Annotated in this window: 20 protein-coding genes and 1 pseudogene; 8 read left to right on the top strand and 13 right to left on the bottom strand. The window is 64.0% G+C overall.

Annotation, left to right across the window (positions count from 1 at the left end):
• Positions 1 to 9 precede the first annotated feature (9 nt).
• Genes DVK01_RS22750 through DVK01_RS00080 form a run of 6 tightly spaced genes read right to left on the bottom strand, consistent with a single transcriptional unit; the run spans position 10 to position 3478 of the window.
• Positions 10 to 138, bottom strand: coding sequence for a hypothetical protein (locus DVK01_RS22750; RefSeq protein ID WP_255410190.1), 129 nt, complete (start codon positions 136 to 138; stop codon positions 10 to 12).
• Positions 139 to 182: 44 nt separating this feature from the next.
• A complete protein-coding gene (locus DVK01_RS00095; protein ID WP_198560177.1) occupies positions 183 to 527 on the bottom strand; it encodes a hypothetical protein in 345 nt (114 codons plus the stop codon).
• Positions 524 to 667, bottom strand: a complete 144-nt coding sequence (locus DVK01_RS22025; RefSeq protein ID WP_198560176.1) for a hypothetical protein — start codon at positions 665 to 667, stop codon at positions 524 to 526. Before DVK01_RS22025 ends, DVK01_RS00095 begins: the two co-directional genes overlap by 4 nt.
• On the bottom strand, positions 664 to 930 hold the full coding sequence (locus DVK01_RS00090; protein WP_121535074.1) for a hypothetical protein: 267 nt from the start codon (positions 928 to 930) through the stop codon (positions 664 to 666). The genes DVK01_RS22025 and DVK01_RS00090 overlap by 4 nt, the downstream gene beginning before the upstream one ends.
• Before the next feature lie 47 nt (positions 931 to 977).
• Positions 978 to 1709, bottom strand: a complete 732-nt coding sequence (locus DVK01_RS00085) for a hypothetical protein (RefSeq protein ID WP_101350374.1) — start codon at positions 1707 to 1709, stop codon at positions 978 to 980.
• Complete coding sequence (locus tag DVK01_RS00080) at positions 1706 to 3478, bottom strand: aldehyde ferredoxin oxidoreductase family protein (RefSeq protein WP_121535073.1); 1773 nt, start codon at positions 3476 to 3478, stop codon at positions 1706 to 1708. The genes DVK01_RS00085 and DVK01_RS00080 overlap by 4 nt, the downstream gene beginning before the upstream one ends.
• An 86-nt stretch (positions 3479 to 3564) precedes the next feature.
• Between DVK01_RS00080 and DVK01_RS00075 the strand changes: the two genes are divergently transcribed.
• Positions 3565 to 4170 carry a molybdenum cofactor guanylyltransferase gene (locus DVK01_RS00075; RefSeq protein ID WP_101350372.1) on the top strand — a complete coding sequence of 202 codons (606 nt, stop codon included), beginning with the start codon at positions 3565 to 3567 and terminating at the stop codon, positions 4168 to 4170.
• Positions 4171 to 4197: 27 nt separating this feature from the next.
• Here DVK01_RS00075 and yqeC read toward each other — a convergent pair whose 3' ends face one another.
• The gene (yqeC, locus tag DVK01_RS00070) at positions 4198 to 4917 is read right to left on the bottom strand and encodes a selenium cofactor biosynthesis protein YqeC (RefSeq protein ID WP_101350371.1); all 720 of its coding nucleotides are present in this window, start codon (positions 4915 to 4917) and stop codon (positions 4198 to 4200) included.
• Between the two features lie 106 nt (positions 4918 to 5023).
• On the opposite strand from yqeC, the gene moaA reads away from it, so the two are divergent.
• The 3 genes from moaA to DVK01_RS00055 all read left to right on the top strand — a co-directional run bounded on the left by moaA (position 5024) and on the right by DVK01_RS00055 (position 8380).
• Positions 5024 to 6106, top strand: coding sequence for a GTP 3',8-cyclase MoaA (gene moaA / locus DVK01_RS00065; RefSeq protein ID WP_121535072.1), 1083 nt, complete (start codon positions 5024 to 5026; stop codon positions 6104 to 6106).
• Positions 6107 to 6157: 51 nt separating this feature from the next.
• Positions 6158 to 7243 (top strand): putative sulfate/molybdate transporter, encoded by a 1086-nt coding sequence (locus DVK01_RS00060; RefSeq protein WP_121535071.1) that lies wholly within the window; start codon positions 6158 to 6160, stop codon positions 7241 to 7243.
• 123 nt (positions 7244 to 7366) lie between these two features.
• Positions 7367 to 8380 carry a bifunctional oligoribonuclease/PAP phosphatase NrnA gene (locus DVK01_RS00055; RefSeq protein ID WP_101350368.1) on the top strand — a complete coding sequence of 338 codons (1014 nt, stop codon included), beginning with the start codon at positions 7367 to 7369 and terminating at the stop codon, positions 8378 to 8380.
• A gap of 8 nt (positions 8381 to 8388) precedes the next feature.
• Here DVK01_RS00055 and DVK01_RS00050 read toward each other — a convergent pair whose 3' ends face one another.
• Complete coding sequence (locus tag DVK01_RS00050; protein ID WP_101350367.1) at positions 8389 to 10311, bottom strand: beta-CASP ribonuclease aCPSF1; 1923 nt, start codon at positions 10309 to 10311, stop codon at positions 8389 to 8391.
• A gap of 174 nt (positions 10312 to 10485) precedes the next feature.
• Here DVK01_RS00050 and DVK01_RS00045 point away from each other — a divergent pair, with 174 nt between their 5' ends.
• Positions 10486 to 10665 carry a DUF5786 family protein gene (locus tag DVK01_RS00045; protein WP_053969115.1) on the top strand — a complete coding sequence of 60 codons (180 nt, stop codon included), beginning with the start codon at positions 10486 to 10488 and terminating at the stop codon, positions 10663 to 10665.
• 18 nt (positions 10666 to 10683) lie between these two features.
• On the opposite strand, the gene DVK01_RS00040 is transcribed toward DVK01_RS00045, so the two are convergent.
• Together DVK01_RS00040 and DVK01_RS00035 are read right to left on the bottom strand one after the other, a co-directional pair.
• Positions 10684 to 11022, bottom strand: a complete 339-nt coding sequence (locus tag DVK01_RS00040; RefSeq protein WP_101350366.1) for a glutaredoxin — start codon at positions 11020 to 11022, stop codon at positions 10684 to 10686.
• 71 nt (positions 11023 to 11093) lie between these two features.
• Positions 11094 to 11336, bottom strand: a complete 243-nt coding sequence (locus DVK01_RS00035; RefSeq protein ID WP_121535070.1) for a BolA/IbaG family iron-sulfur metabolism protein — start codon at positions 11334 to 11336, stop codon at positions 11094 to 11096.
• Between the two features lie 307 nt (positions 11337 to 11643).
• On the opposite strand from DVK01_RS00035, the gene DVK01_RS00030 reads away from it, so the two are divergent.
• Positions 11644 to 12027 (top strand): DUF393 domain-containing protein, encoded by a 384-nt coding sequence (locus DVK01_RS00030; RefSeq protein WP_101350364.1) that lies wholly within the window; start codon positions 11644 to 11646, stop codon positions 12025 to 12027.
• A gap of 9 nt (positions 12028 to 12036) precedes the next feature.
• Here the strand turns inward: DVK01_RS00030 and DVK01_RS00025 are convergent, their stop codons facing one another.
• From DVK01_RS00025 to DVK01_RS00015, 3 genes are all read right to left on the bottom strand, one after another.
• Positions 12037 to 13347 (bottom strand): lipase maturation factor family protein, encoded by a 1311-nt coding sequence (locus tag DVK01_RS00025; RefSeq protein ID WP_121535069.1) that lies wholly within the window; start codon positions 13345 to 13347, stop codon positions 12037 to 12039.
• Between the two features lie 80 nt (positions 13348 to 13427).
• Positions 13428 to 13838 carry a CoA-binding protein gene (locus DVK01_RS00020; RefSeq protein WP_101350362.1) on the bottom strand — a complete coding sequence of 137 codons (411 nt, stop codon included), beginning with the start codon at positions 13836 to 13838 and terminating at the stop codon, positions 13428 to 13430.
• 46 nt (positions 13839 to 13884) lie between these two features.
• Positions 13885 to 14259, bottom strand: a complete 375-nt coding sequence (locus DVK01_RS00015) for a helix-turn-helix domain-containing protein (protein ID WP_004956789.1) — start codon at positions 14257 to 14259, stop codon at positions 13885 to 13887.
• A gap of 356 nt (positions 14260 to 14615) precedes the next feature.
• Here DVK01_RS00015 and DVK01_RS00010 point away from each other — a divergent pair, with 356 nt between their 5' ends.
• Both DVK01_RS00010 and DVK01_RS00005 read left to right on the top strand, forming a co-directional pair.
• On the top strand, positions 14616 to 15341 hold the full coding sequence (locus DVK01_RS00010; RefSeq protein ID WP_101350361.1) for a ThuA domain-containing protein: 726 nt from the start codon (positions 14616 to 14618) through the stop codon (positions 15339 to 15341).
• 227 nt (positions 15342 to 15568) lie between these two features.
• Positions 15569 to 15848, top strand: a pseudogene (locus tag DVK01_RS00005) (NAD(P)/FAD-dependent oxidoreductase); the annotation flags it as partial.

Here is a 15848-nt window from a genome sequence, read left to right as displayed (position 1 = left end):
CGGACGCCGCTACTCCTCGTCGCTCGTCGTGTCGTTCTGGTTCACGTCAGCCGGCCAGACGCCGTGGTCCCAGACCTCGAAGCCGTTGAACGTCTCTGTCGCACCTTTGGGTTTCCACTCGCCTTGTTCGTGTGCCATTATGTATCAACTGTCACAGTGACTGGGCTTAAATTTTGGTGCCGTCACTCAGACGGCGTCCCCGGCGGTTTCTGCTCGTCCGTCACCTCGTCGAGGAACGCGTTGGCGTAGAGGTCGACGTGCATCTTCAGAACGGCACTCTCGTCGATCCCGCTCTCTTCGGCCTGTCGACGGAGCAACGCAGCCAGTTCCTCGGTCGGTTCGTACCGTATTTCGCGGCCGTCGACCTCGAAGACCACGTCGTGGGACTGTGAAACGAGGTGCTCAATCTCTAGCAGTGCCTGCTCGACTTTGGTCTCCAGCGCCTCGTCAATGTCCTCTAGCCGCCGGTCGGCCCACTCCTGGGCGGCCTCGTACAGCCGGTCGCTCACCTCGAAGGCGAGCGTCAAAACGACACCCCCTCGCCCTCGAACTCGGGCGTCCACAGCGTCGTCTCCTCACACACCGGACACTCCTGCCGGCGCGGCTGCCCCTCGAACGCCGAGAGGTCTATCATCTGGCCGCATTCCTCGCAGCTGTAGTAGGTCATTCTTCGGATGGCGGCCACGACTGCGGAGCCGGGTCCGTCTCGGTAATCTCGGAGTACAGGACCACGAGCGCCCCGAGTACGATGGTCAACACGAGCACCCCGGCGACCCCGCCCAGCGCGTTCTGGCCAACGAATGAGGTTGTCCCGGTCGCGAGGTCGATGGTCGACGCGACATCGAACAGTGTCAGTAAGAGCCAGACGAAGGCTCCCAGTACCACGAACGTGAGTATCTTCGACTGCTGGATCGCGGTTCGAAGTGCCATTGTTGTTCGTGTATGACAATGACCAGCAAGCATTATAAAATACGGCGTTACCCGTCGACGAGGTCCCAGTCCGCTTTCTCTGCGGCGTCGGCGAGCGGAACGAACTCCCAGCCGGCCCGCTCGGCGACGGGTTCGTCGTCCGGGCGGCCGACCAGGACCATCCGCTCGGCGTAGAACATCGAGTGCTCGTCGATGTCGGCGAGGCGCTCGGCCGGCTCCTGGCCCGCGCCGCTGAAGAAGTCGGCGTCGATGCCGTGGTCGCGCTGGAACTTGTTGATGACGAAGGCGTCGACGTCGCCGACGATACCGACCCAGTCGGCCCATCCCCGCGCCTCACGGAACACCAGTTGCGGGTCGGCGAACTGCCGGGCCGCGTCGTAGGTCACGGCCATCGTCATGTCGTCGATGCCGCCGCCGTGCGGACCGCTCGCTTCGACGGCCTCCTCGCCGGCGTCCGGGTCCTCGGCGACATTCGAGGCTGAGTCGGTGTCGGCCGCGGCCGCGCCGCCCGCGCCGCCGCTGTCCGTCGGGATGCCGACCGGCTTGTCCTTGTTCTCCCGCGGGACGTGAGGGACCGGCTGGCCGCCCGGGCTGTCGGCCGATTCGCTGTCCGCGTCTGCGCTCGCGTCCGTGGCGTCGTCAGCCGATGCCGCCCCGTCCCCGGCTGGCACCGGTTCGTCCTCGGGTTCGCCCTCCCCGCTCCAGAACCAGTCGCCCCGGTTCGGCGTCTCTTCGTCGTCCTGTACGTCGAGGTCGTCGAGGTCTATCTGGTCTGTCATTCTCCGAGTGTCCTGCCTGCCGGGAGCGTCGACGGGTCGAGTGGGTCCGTGAGGCCCAGTCGCTCTATCGTCTCGCGGGTGGGCCGGCCGTCGGCGTCCCAGCCGCGCTGGCCGTAGTAGGCGTCGAGCATCGCGTCGAAAGACTCGGCGTCGACCGCCGCGCCCGCGTTCGGTCCCGAATCGAGCGGTTCCTGTAGCTTTGCCGGGAGTTCGTCGTCGGCCCGCGAGACGCCCTCGCGGACATTGAACAGGCGAGTGAGTGTCCAGACGCGCTCACCGACCGTCGCGAGGTCGTCGTCCGTGTCGAGGCCGATAGCGTCGAGCCACTCCGCGCCGAGGTCGTCGAAGGCGTCGCCGACGAAGTCGTCGACGATGAGACACCACAGTGCCGAGCGCTGGTCCTGTTCGCGAATGACGGCTGCGGCCGCCCGCTCGGGGCTCCAGTCGCCGTCGAAGGCCTCCCGCTCGATGGGGAGCGCCCGCCGGTGGCAGGCCCCGCGGTCGCTGGTCGCGTACGCCAGCGCCATGCTCCGCGCGCCGCGGGGGTCGTAGGCGGGCAGTTCCATGGCCTTGACCGTCGGCAGGAGGTCGGCTCCGCCCAGACGGTCTGAAGCCGCATCGACACCGTTGGCCAGAGCGTCGCCGAGCGCTGTCTCCCGCGCGACAATCTCTTCGAGGAGCGCCTGCGCATCGTCGGGACTTCCGTACTCGAGCGAGCGGTCGAGCAGGCCGGCATCGCCGGCCTTGATGGCCCACGCGACGGCGCTCCCGGCGCTTATGAGGTCGAGCCCCAGCCGGTTGCAGGTCTCGCCCAGCGCCGCCACGGCATCGAAGTCGTCGATGCCGAGCCCGGCCCCGAGACTCATCGCTGTCGCGCCGCGCGGGATGGTCTCGCCGTCTTCGGTCTGGACGCGGAAGCCGCCGGGGTTACCCTCGTCGTCGTACTCCCGGCCTGCGGCGAGTTCCTGGACGGCCTCGATGCCGACGCCGTCGGCGCCCTCGAACTGGCCGTCCTCCCAGCCGCGCGTCGAGAGCGCGCCGACCTCGTTGGCGAAATCGACCGTCTCGACGGTCCCGCTGGCCTGTAGCCACTGGCCGGTGTCGCCCTCGCGGTACCGCTTTGCGTACCGTTCCCGTAACTCCGCGAGGTCCGTCGGCGGGTCGCCGCGAACGACGACGGCTTTCAGCCGTTTTGCGCCCATCACCGCCCCGGCACCGCCTCGCCCGGCGTGGTGTTCGCCGCCGTCGGAGGCGATGGTGGCGAATGCGACGCCCTGCTCGCCGGCCGGCCCGATACACGCCACTGCGGCCTCGGGGAACGCCGCGTCAGTTTCGGCTGTGTCCTGTCCCCACGTCTCGGCGGGTTCGACCGTCGCGCCGTCGTCCTCCACGACAAGTGTGACCGGCTCCGGCGCGCGCCCGGTGACCAGAATCCCGATGTGGTTCCGCAGCGCGCCGGCTAGCGTGTCCGGAAACGTCCCGCCCGCGTACGAGTCGAGGAAGCCGCCGGTCAGGGGCGACTTCGTGACTGCGGCATATCTCGTCTCACCCGGCAACAGCCCCGATACCGGCCCGAGCATGAACAACAGGAGGTTCTCGGGGCCAAGCGGGTCGGTGCCGGCGTCGAGTTCGTCGTACAGGTACCGAGCGCCGAGTCCCTTGCCGCCCACGAACTGGCGACGCCAACCCTCTGGGACCGGACGGCTTTCGACTGACGCCGACGACAGGTCGACTTGGAGCATCCGGTCCCGGTTGGCTACTGTCATCATACCTCACTCCTCCGTCTGTCGACTAAAGGATTATCCCCACCAGCCATGCACGAAGCGCCTTTCTGCCAGAGCCGAGAAGGCAGGGTATGCGCGCAGGCACTATCGTCGCTGGCGGCCGGTCGACGCGGTTCGGCGACAGCGACAAGGCCGTCGCCGACCTCGCTGGCACGCCGATGATTCGCCGCGTCGCCGACCGACTGGGTCAGGTCGTCGACGAGCTCGTCGTGAACTGCCGCGAGGACCAGGTCGAGGCCATCGACGCCGCGCTGTCAGGCCACGCCCTCGACCCGACGTTCGCGCTCGATGCGGACCCCGACCAGGGGCCGATGGCGGGCATCGCGACCGGGCTGGAGGCCGTCGACAGCGAGTACGCCGCCGTGGTGGCCTGCGATATGCCCTTTGTCGATCCGACATTCGTCGACTACCTGTTCGAGCAGGCGGCGTCCCACGAGGCCGCAGTTCCGCGCCCGGACGAGTGGTTTCAGACGACGCAGGCAGTGTATCACGCGGACGCGATGCACGACGCCTGCCGGCGAGCGCTGGAGCGCGGCGAGCACAAGGTCGTCGAACCGCTGTTCGACCTCGATTACGTCGTCGTTGAGCGCGAAGCCGTGCTCGAACACACCACGCTGGAGACGTTCGAGAACCTCAACACCCGCGAGGAGTTCGAGGCCGCGGCCGAGCGGTTTTGAACGAACGGGGCCGGCGTCGGCTCGCTCTCAGACGACTGCCACCAGTGGATCGTCGGCTCGCATTTCCGCGAGCACCACGCGTGGCACGTCGGCGCGGTCGTGAATCGCCTCGGCGACAGCCCGCGCGTTCGTTTCGAGTCGCTCGTCGTCGACCATGTTGAGCAGCGGAATCGCGGTCGCGTCGGCTGGCACGTCTTTCAGCCCGCCGCGGCCGCTGGCGAGCACCGCGGCGACATCTCTCGGTCGAATCTCGTCGCCGGGGGCACGCCCTGTGATTGTGGCCACCTCGTCGACCCGATGGACAATGTCGTCCGTCAGCGGTTCGCCGACGACGTGTGCGCTCGCGATGGGGACGACCGTCGATGCCGTCGCGGGAAGCTGTGGCTCGCGGTCGCTCGGCGCCTTGAATTCCCGCATCCGCGCGCCGTCAGCTTTCACCAGAATCGGGGACGCGATGTCAGCCAGGTCGGCGACGGTTTCCGGGTCGTAGCCGCGGTAGCGGTCCGGTCGCTCCTGTGCCGGGACGACGCCCAGCGGCCACGCAGACGCCGTGTCGATGGCTGATCGGGGGCTCTCAGTCACGACAACGTCCGCGACCCAGCCGTCGAAGATGGGTATCCGAACCGTCGCGGTGACGACTGCCTGCTCCAGTCGCGCTGCGAGCGTTGCCATCGTCGTCTTCTTCCCCCCAGCGCCGACGAAGCAGGTGGTCCCATGTCGCCCGTCCAGCGCGTCGACGATGTCCATACGCAGTGCAGGGCGGTGGTCTGGTTAATCGTTACCCCGTGTCCGACGACGGAACCGGAACAGTCACGCCATTTAATAGGCTGTGCTGTGAACAGTTAGCAAGGATATGCTCGAAGACGACTTCGGTCGCGAGGTCTCCGGTGTCCGCGTCTCCCTCACCGACCGGTGTAACTTCGACTGCGTCTACTGCCACAACGAGGGGCTGGGCGACACACGGGGCCCGATGGAGGCACAGGACGACGAACTCACTGCCGACACCATCGTGGCCTTCCTCGAAGTCGCCGCCGAATTCGGGGTCGACTCGGTGAAGTTCACCGGCGGGGAGCCGATGCTTCGGGAAGACCTCGAAGCGATTGTCCGCCGCGCCCCCGACGAGATGGAGGTGTCGATGACGACCAACGGCACCTTCCTCCCCGGACGCGCCCCGGACCTCGTCGACGCCGGACTCGAGCGAGTCAACGTCTCGCAGGACGCCCTCGATAGCGAGGCCTTCGCCGAACTGACACAGAGCGGGGCCTACGACCGCGTTCTCGAAGGCGTCGAAGCGGCGCTGGACGCCGGCCTCGCCCCGGTGAAGCTCAATATGGTCGTCTTCGAGCCGACCGCGGGCTACGTTCCGAAGATGGTCGACCACGTCGCCGAGAACCCCGGCCTCCAGCTCCAACTCATCGAGTACATGCCCGAGCTGGCTGGCCACCCGGAGTGGGCCATCGACATCGACCGCGTCCACGACTGGTTGGAAGACCGCGCCGACAAGGTCGAACACCGGGAGATGCACGACCGCAAGCGCTACTGGATGCACAGCAGTGACGCGGCGGTCGAAAGTAGCGGCGCGACCACATCGCTGGCCGCGTCCGACGGCGGCGTTCGGACGGAGCCGGTCAACAACCACAACAGCGGGATGGTCGAAATCGTCGACCCCGTCGGCAACGAGAACTTCTGTGCGAACTGCCACCGCGTCCGGCTCACCCACGACGGGTATCTCAAGGGCTGTCTGAACCGCAACGACGACCTGCGCGACATCGGCACGACCAAGGAGTCGATGCGCGCCGCGTTCCGCGAGACAGTCGACACCCGCGTCCCCTACTACGGCGAGTACATGGTTGAAACAGAGGACGGCGAGTGGGAGATGAACGAGGCGTACATCGACACTGACGGGGACCGTGCGCCCTACGAGTACTCGGAGTAGCGGCCGCCGCGGGCCGGTACGCTCACTGTTTCGCCGTCGGTACCAACCGTCATGAGTTTCCGGTTCCGCGACCGGACGACGGTTTCGCTGTCGTGGACCGAACTGACCGGAGCAGTCGGGGACTCTGCGACGGTGCTCCCGGTTGTCGTGGCTGTCGCCGTGCTGACAGAGCTTTCGCTCCCGGTCATGCTCGTCTGGTTCGGCGTGTTTCAGGTCGTCTGGGGGCTGTACTACGGTGCTCCGATATCGGTCGAGCCGATGAAGGCTTTCGCCGCGCTGGTCATCGCCGGGACCATTTCGACCGGGGAACTCGTCGTCGCAGGGCTCCTGTTGGCAGTGCTTTTACTCGCGCTTGGCACCACACAGTCGCTCGAAACTGTCAACCAGTACGTCGATGACACTGTTGTTCGTGGGGTACAACTCGGCGTCGCGCTGGTCCTGCTGGAGACCGGCGTCGGTCTCGGACTCGACGACCCGAAGCTCGTGGCCGTCGCCGCCGGTATCGTCGCTGTCCTTGCGGTGGTCGGCTACAGCGGGCAGAGCGCCTTCGCCGTCTTCGTCTTTGGAGCGGCCATCGCTCTCGTGGAGACCGGGGTTCCGACGCCGGCCGTTCCAGCGGTTGACGCCATGTTTATGCTCCCGACGATGACACTGTCGGTGCAGACGGTAGAGGCTATCCTCGCTCAGGTCGCGGTCACGGTCGGTAACGCCGCCCTCGCCACGTCGGTCCTGCTCGCCGATTATTTCGATCGGGACGTATCCGCGGACCAGCTCTCGAACAGCATGGGGCTGATGAATCTGGTCGCGGTTCCTTTCGGCGCGTTTCCGATGTGTCACGGGAGTGGCGGCGTCGCCGGGAAGTACGCTTTCGGGGCCAGAACGCCCGGTGCCAATCTGATACTCGGCGCGGGCTACGTGCTGACCGCGTTCCTCGCTGTCGGTGTCATCGCGGCCTACCCGACGGCGCTTCTCGGGGTCATTCTGGTACTGATCGCGCTCCAGTTGGGCTGGACCGGGGTTTCCAGAACGGACGACTTGGCAGCTGTCGCGGCTATCGGTGTCTTCGGTGTGCTCGTCAACCTCGGTCTCGCACTCGTCCTCGGCGTTCTCGTCCAGCAACTGCGCGCCCGGTCGTGAGCATTGCAGCGCGTCCCGCGAGGGCCGCCAACCGTGGCTTTCCGGCTGTTCTTGGCTTCTATACACTGCGTGTCTGCCGGCCCCCACACGCTTGTATCAGGAGGTCGAAGGGACAACTGATAGATGCGCCCTGCAACGGAACTCGAAAATCTGCTTGGAAAGGCCGACTCACTCACTATCGTCTGCCACAACAATCCCGACCCCGACTGTCTTGCCAGCGCGCTCGCGCTCGGTCGCATCGCGGCCGCCATCGGCATCGACGAGCGGCGAATCCTCTACAGCGGCGAGATTTCACACCAGCAGAACCGCTCGTTCGTCAATCTGCTGGAGATGGACCTCCGGGAGTTCGACCCGGCCGACGTGACCGACCGCGAGTCTTCGGAGCTGCTCGCCTTCGTTGACCACTCTGTTCCGGGGTCGAACAACCGGGTCCCCGAAGATGTCTCGGTTGACATCGTCATCGACCATCACCCAGCCGAGGATATCGCGGCCACGTTCGTCGACCACCGGGAAGAGATCGGAGCGACGGCGACGATACTGACCGAGTACCTCCGAGACCTCGACATCGAACTCAATGACCGTCTGGCGACAGCGTTGCTGTTTGCCATCCGGCGGGAGACGCTGGGGTTCCTGCGCGGCGTGACGCCGGACGAGTACGGCGCGGCCGGCTTTCTGGCCGACACGGCCGACTCTGGCCTGTTGCGGCAGCTCTCCTCGCCGTCTGTCAGCGGCGCGACCGTCGACGCAATCGCCGACGCAATCGAGAACCGGACGGTCCGCGGGTCGGTGCTGATATCACACGTCGGCCGGACAGGGGAACGGGACGCACTCCCGCAGGCGGCCGACTATCTGGCGACGCTTGAGGGCGTCGAGACAGCCATCGTCTTCGGCATTGTCGAAGACGCTATCCAGCTCAGCGCCCGGTCGACCGACTCCCGGGTCAACATCGGCGACGTGCTGAGCGAGTCCCTGAGCGATGTTGGGAGCGCAGGCGGACACCGCGAGATGGCCGGCGGCGAGGTGCCACTCGGTATCTTCGCCGACTACACGAGTGACGACACCGTCCTCGTCGACATCGTCGAGCAAGTGATCTCGGCGCGGCTGTTTGCCGGATTGAATCTCTCGGAGGAGAGCTAACTCGCCGTTCAGGACAGCCGGAACGTTTCGAGGTTCTTCGGGTTGTGGGTCCGCATGTTGAACTTCTGGTACAGCGCCGAGGACAGCTGGTTCGTCGTTGACGCGTCGCCGTGGACACAGAGGATTTTCTCCGGCCGCGGATGCATCGTCTCGACGAACGATTCGAGCCCCTGTCGGTCGGCGTGGCCGGAGAAGCCGTCGACCGTCTCCACGTTCAGTCTGAGGCTCACCCGTTCGGCGCGTGGCCCGCTCGTGTCGCCGAGGGTGACCTCGTCCTGACCCCGCTGTATCTGCCGACCGAGCGTCCCCTCAGCCTGATAGCCGACGAACGCCATCGTGTTGTCCGGGTCGCTGCCCAGCAGCCGGAGCCAGGACATCACGGGGCCGCCGGTGACCATCCCGGAGGTCGTCAGAATGATAGACGGTTCGTCGTCGGCGATGTCCCGTCGCATCTCGTCGCCGCCATCGACTTGCTCGAACTGCTCTGCGAGGAACGGGTTCTCGTCCTCGTAGAGGATACGCTGGCGGAGGTCGTCCCGGAGGTACTCCGGATACGCGGTGTGGATGGCCGTCGCCTCCCGAATCATCCCGTCGAGGTACACCGGCATCGTCGGGATGTCGCCCTTTCGCATCGCTTCTTCGAGAACGAGCATGAGTTCCTGCGACCGACCCACGGCGAAGGCCGGAATCAGTACCTTGCCGTCGTTCTCGTGGGCCTCGTTGATAACGTCCTTGAGGACCCGCTCGGAGTCGGACTGGTCGGTCTGGTAGTCGTTTTTCCCGCCGTAGGTCGACTCAAGCACGAGTGTCTCGACTCGCGGGAAGTCGTTGACCGCGCCATCGAGCAGGCGGGTATCTTTGTAGTGGATGTCCCCAGAGAAGGCGACGTTGTACCGGCCCTCGCCGATGTGGAAGTGACACACCGCCGAGCCGAGGATGTGCCCGGCGTTGTGCATCGTGAGCTTGATGTCGGGCGCGATGTCGGTGACGTTGCCGAACTCCAGTGGAATCGTGTGTTTCAGCGCGTCCCGGACCTGCTGGCTCTCGTAGGGTGGGGTGCGGCCCTCCTTCGAGGCCACGTCGAGGTAGTCCAGCTGGAGCAGGCCCATCAGGTCCCGCGTCGGCGCGGTCGTGTATATCGGCCCGTCGTAGCCGTACTTGAACAAGATGGGGATGAGCGCAGAGTGGTCCAGGTGGGCGTGGGTCAGGACGACGGCGTCGAGAGAATTCGGCCCAGCCGCGAGGGCTTCGGGTGCTTGGAGATACGGAACCTCGCCCTCAGCACCGGGTTTGTCACCGCAGTCGATGAGGATTCGGGACTCCGGCGTCGAGAGGATGAATGCGGCGCGACCGACTTCACGACAGCAGCCGAGCGTCGTGAGCCGAACCCAGTCCTCGTCGCTCGTGGTAGGTCGGTTGATCTGGCGACCGACACGCTGGAGGATGTCCCGGCGTTCCTCGCGTTCCTGCTTGAGATAATTCCGGACGTTCGAGACCGTCGAGGACTCCATCGGCGGCGTCCGGACGACCTCCGGGGTCCAGCCGACGGAGGCGGAGATCTCGTCGAGGGTTGCCCCGTGGCGGCCGATGACGCGACCGGGCTTTTCGGCTTCGATGAACACTTCGCCGGTCTGGCGGTCGAAATCCAAGTTCTGGACGCCAGCGTCCTCGGGAATCGTCTGCGTGATTCGAGTCCGCGCTTCGTTCGGCGGGACGAGTGCTTCTTGCGTGGGGCGAACGTTGATTCGTTTCCGCAGCGTCTGTGCGAGATTTCTGACGATACCGTCGCGGTTGGCAACCGTCTGCGCGTCCGGCGTGTAAATAACTAGTTCCGGTCCCTCGAACGCGACAGATTCGATTTCGATGTCGTCCGGTGTCTCTTCTTCGACCTGTGCTTTAATTCGATCAAGTGTCTCGTCTGCGGAACTCATAAGTTTGGAGATGGAGGCCCGATAGCCGTCGGTAAAACCACGGCTCTCGACTGCCGTTATCTAGCGGGAGTGCAAGCACAGTAAAGAACCTTTGCTTGTCTCGCTATGTCATTGGAGGGTTGTAGCTCGGCAAGAACCGGCGAATTTTAGTGTGGGACTCCGAGTTGTGTGTGTATGGGCTTTGGTAGCTACGATGAATCCGAACAGAAGGACAACGACGTAGATGCAGACGACAGCGATGGCGTTGCGGTCCACGAGAACGACCACGACGGATCGGTCTCCTTCGAGACGGAGGCGACCACGAGCGACCTCGTCGACAAGCTCGGCGACATGAAAGACGAAGACGAAGAGTAACGCCGCTCCCGACCGCAGTTACTGACCGACTTTTTCGCCGAGTTCGCCGCGCTCGTGAAGCTGTTCGAGGATATCGCTGCCACCGATGAACTCCCCGTCGACGAACGTCTGTGGAATCGTCTCGCGCCCGCTGTGGCGCTCTAGAGCCTCCCGATAGGCATCAGTCGCTTTGAGCACGTCCACTGTCTCGATGTCGTCGCGGTGCTGTTGCAGCAGTGCGAGGGCCTTCTTCGAGTAGCCACACTGTGGCATCAGCTCATTGCCTTTCATGAACAGCACAACCTCGTTGTCTTCGATGACGCTGTCTACCTGATCCGTGACTTCATCCGGGGAGAGTTCTTCGGGCTCAAATCCCATACCGTCACTAACAGCGTCGGCAATAAAGGCGTACCGACGGTCGAGCAGAGCCGCACCGCCGGGGTACACGGTTACTCGGCTTCTTCGGGCGTCAGCGTCGTCAGCTCGATGGCGTGAATGTCGCGAGTGAGATGCTCTCCCAGCGCGTCGTGGACGAGCTGGTGCTGGTCGACCAGCGACTCGCCCTCAAACGCCGGCGAAACAACGCGTACCGCGTAGTGTTTGTCGTCGTCGGGGTCCCGCGGCGTGGTGACCGTCGCCTGTGCCTCCGGAAGCGCGTCCTCGATCAGTTCGGCGACCGCATCCTCGTCCATACGCGCTCTGTGGAGAGCGGCGGGCAAAACAGTTGGCGTCACACAGTCGTGGTCACCGAGTGATTGACAGCTCCCGACCGATACCGACCCCGAGGGCGACCAGTCCCAGAACCGCGAGCGCGACCCCGCCGAGCCAGAGCGCCGAGAGCGAGGCCGTAGTCGGACGGTCCAGAGCCCGGCTACCAGCGCCAGCCCGCCAGCAACGACCAGCTTGACGAACCGCTCCATGCCCGTGCCTGCGGTGACCGGCGGTAAATCCCTGCCGGCTGAACCACAGGTGTTTGTGCCTCTGGCACGTAGCTCGTATATGAGCGACGCAACGCTCGTCTACGACGACGACTGCGGTTTCTGTACGTGGTGGGCGGACTTCATCGACGAGCGGTCCGACCTCAGGGTCGTGGGCTTCTCCGAGCTAGACGACGACGTACTAGAGCGACTCCCGGACGACTACGAATCCTGTTCGCATCTGGTGACCGAGGAGGACGTGTACTCCTGCGGGGAATCCATCGAGACAGCGCTCACATACACCGACATGGGCAAGGCGGCTCGGCCGCTGCTCTCGTTTCTCCGGCAGTTCGAGGATTACGAGCGATTCCGCGAGCGGGCCTATCGGCGGATCGCCGATAACCGTTCGAAGTGGGGGAAGGTCATGTCGAAGACGCCGCCAGCGCGCAGGAACGACGCGAACTGACGCCCCATCTCAAACGTCGGCGAGTCGCAGGTCACCGTCGCTGATCGGGCTGACATAGGTGCCGACGCGTTCGCGCTCCCACCACTGCCCAGTCTCGCGGCGCTCTTCGGGCGTCGTGAACCGATACCGGTAGCGGACCGCACGGACGTGCGTCGGCGTGGTCTCCGAGAACGGCACCGAGGCGAGCAGTTTTTCGGTACCCTCGTCGCCTGCAAGCAGTCGGTCCAGCAGCGCGAGAAACCACGGACTCCGTCGCGGCGAAGAGGTCATCGCCGCGAACCACAACTGCCAGTCAAGCCGGTAGTGGTAGGGCGCGAGTTGCCGCGGCCGCTGTGCTGGGTCTGTTGGTTTGCCTTTGAACTCGTAAGTCTCCCATTCCGTGTCGGCCGTGACGACCTCGTCGGTGGTCCCCTGGACGACGATTTCGTAGCGCGTTCTGGTAATCGAGCCGAACGCGCTGTAGGCGTTGACTAACCGGAGCGAGTCGAAAGCGGTGTTCATCACCTGCCGCTCCGAGAGGATGTTGCGGACCGGTCCGACGCTACGCCAGAGGACGACAGCAGCGAGTCCGACCGACAGCGCCTGCAGGTACAGCGGCGGCGCAGTCGCGCTCGGAGCAGTGACCGGGAGGGTTGCTGTGAAAACGTCGTCCCTGAATGCCGCAATAGCCTGAACGATAGTGAGGGCATTGAGCCACGAGAAGTTCCCCGTCAGCATGAGCCAGCCCTGAAAGCCGATGGTCGCTACCCCCGCTACTGACGCCCACGGCTGTGGCGCGAAGTAGAGGAACGGTACGGCGACTTCGACGACGTGGTTTCCCAGCACTTCGAGTCGGTGGAACCGGTCGGGGAGGTGGTGGGCGTACCAACTCACCGGGTTCGGAATCGGCTGGGTTTCGTAGTGGTAGTCCAGTGCGGTGAGGTCCCGCCAGCAGTCATCCCCGCGCAGTTTGATGAGTCCGGCACCGAACATATTTCGGAACAGCGCCCACAGCAGGAGCCACAGGAGTATCGACACGGGGACCGCGTACGGACGCGGGAGCCACGATGGGACTCCGACGAGTGCCAGCGCCGAGAGCCCGACGCCGGCCCAGGCTGTGATGCCGATGACGCGGCCGTTCGGATAGACATAGAACAGACTGGGCCGGTCACGGAACTCGTAGCGGTCGACGTACTGCTGTATCGGCAACAGGCCGTCCTCGCCCGCGAGCGGACGGAACTGCGTGGCTGCGACGACGAACGCCAGCAGGTAAATAACCGCCAGCGCCCGGTGGAACAGCATCCGAACGAGCCAGTACGCCGCTGGCTCCCACGGCAGCATACACCGGATGTGGCTCAGCCACGGACTAAACCGTACCGGGCGACGGCCGTGTCAACCGTACTCAGCCATTATCTGCCTGTTCAGGCCAGCAGTTGCTGGTGTGTCGGCTTCATACAGCGGTCCTGGACGACGCGGCGGCCAGCAGCTTCGGCGCGTTCGACGGCCTTGTCGTCGTGGATGCCGAGCTGCAGCCAGATGACGGCGTCGTCGTCGCGTTCCAGGGCCGCGTCGACGATATCGCTGACCTCGTCGCTGGGCCTGAAGACGTCGATAATGTCTATATCACCGGGAATATCTGCCAGTGAGTCGTAGGCCTTCTGCCCGAATATCTCGTCAGCAAAGGGGTTGACCGGTATCACCTCGTACCCCTGTTCGGTGAGGTACTTCGGAATTTCGTGGGCGTCCTTGCCGGGGCTGGTCGAGCAGCCGACGACGGCGACGCGGTCCAGTTCGAGAATGTCTCTGAGTTCGTCATCCGAAGTAACGGGCATACACGACAGTTCGTCGGGCACCAATAAAAGCGATTGCCTGCGGGACCTACTCTGCGGGCTCATCAGCCTCTGTCGGTTCCTGCAGGTAGGTCTCGCCCCACGCTGCCATTTCGGTAATTACGGACTCCAGTGACTCTCCGTGTTCGGTGAGCGAGTAATTGACGCGAAACGGCTGTTCGTTGATTACTTCGCGGTCGACGAGCCCCTTCTCCTGCAGGTCTTCGAGGCTGTCGGAGAGCACTTTAGATGAGATACCGTCGACGTTCTCCTTGAGTTCGTTAAATCCTGAGGGGCCGTTATCAAGCAGCCGGTGGATGATAACGGGGTGCCACTTCTTCCCGATAAGGGACGCCGTCGTGGTTATAGGACACCAGTCCTCGCCAGCACACCAGACGGAAAGCTTCTCCGGTGAATCGCTCATATCTTGTCGTGATTTCGGCCGCGGCCGGCTAATAACTACCCCTGTGCAGGTACCGGAACCACCGTCTGTGGACTACATCGGGAGACACGGTGGACACTCCCACACCGATGTCGGAAAGAACTATGGCCCGCCATATCCAGCGGTACCTGATTATGGCTTCCCAGCACGGTTGCTGCCGCAGGCGATTTCAACTATTGTCGCAGCTCGTCGCGTCGGCTGGTCGCGATGTTCGAAAAAACCAGTCGAATGCCTGAACAGGTACCGGGATCACTTCGATCCTCGCTAGTATTGACACGTTGCTCTTCAGCCGCGAGCGAGTAGTCATATTTTTCTCTGGTTATTCAGTGTATTCTTGTATGGTTGCAGTCACCGTGTGGAACGAAAACCGGCACGAACGGGCGACAGGCCCCGCCAATGCGATGTACCCCGACGGGATCCACACGACGTTGGCTGAGATGCTTACGTCCTACGGCCACACTGTTCGGACAGCGACACTTGATGATCCTGCTAACGGACTCACCGAGACGGTGCTCACCGACACTGACGTGTTACTGTGGTGGGGCGATGTCGCACATGATGCCGTCAGCGATGCGGCTGCGAGCCGCGTTGAGCAGGCTGTCCGTGACGGGATGGGGTTCATTCCGCTTCACTCCAGCCACGAATCGAAGCCGTTCGAGGCGCTTATCGGGGGAACTGGTACCCTGCGGTGGCGCGAGGAGGGCGAGCGTGAGCACGTCTGGGTCGTCAAAGCGAGCCATCCTATTACCGACGGACTTCCCGAGGAGTTCGAACTCGAACGTGCCGAGATATACGGAAAGGGGTTCGACCTACCGATACCCGACACCCTGGTGACTGTAAGTTGGTGCGACGACGGCACGGTATTTCCCAGCGGGTGTTGTTACTACCGTGGTGCAGGGCGTATATTCTACTTCCAACCCGGTCACGAAACGTTTCCCGTGTACCACCGGCCAGTCGTCCAGAGGCTCTTGCACAACGCCGTTGCGTGGGCCGCGTCGAATGAGCGCGATCACTCCACGCCGAACAGTCCTGCTCATCAGGACAACCGTCGTGGTGCCTGGTAGCCCGACTGACTCCCAATTAGCTGTCTGGAAACGACCGCTCGAATCGTAATTGGTGATTAAGAGTCGTCTTTCGGAACGGTAGGCGCTGTTTTCTCTCGGGATGGTGACCGAAGGCAACTGCAAACTTAGGAAACTGGACCACGACCATGAGCCAGTATGCGAGGACAACAGCAGAGCCGTAGACCGATTCCAAAGGGTTTGTATCTAATGACTCCGGAGAGTGGCCTATGACAGAGAACGTGGTCGTGCTCGGGTCGGGGTATGCCGGCGCGGGGGCAATAAAGAGTTTAGAGGACGAGTTAGACGGTGAGGCGGACGTTGATGTCACGTGGGTTTCTGAGACGGACTATCATCTGGTCTTGCACGAGTCTCATCGGTGCATTCGGGACCCGAGTGTTCAGGAGAACATCGCTATCCCTGTTCACGAGATCAAGCAGCCCTCGACCGCCTTCATTCAGGACGAGGTCGTCGGCATCGACACCGACGCTCGGGAGGTCGCCCTCGCCG

The sequence above is a fragment of the Haloarcula sp. Atlit-120R genome, from assembly GCF_003665885.1.
Lineage (GTDB): Archaea > Halobacteriota > Halobacteria > Halobacteriales > Haloarculaceae > Haloarcula > Haloarcula taiwanensis.
This window is presented reverse-complemented; position numbering and strand designations above follow the sequence as displayed.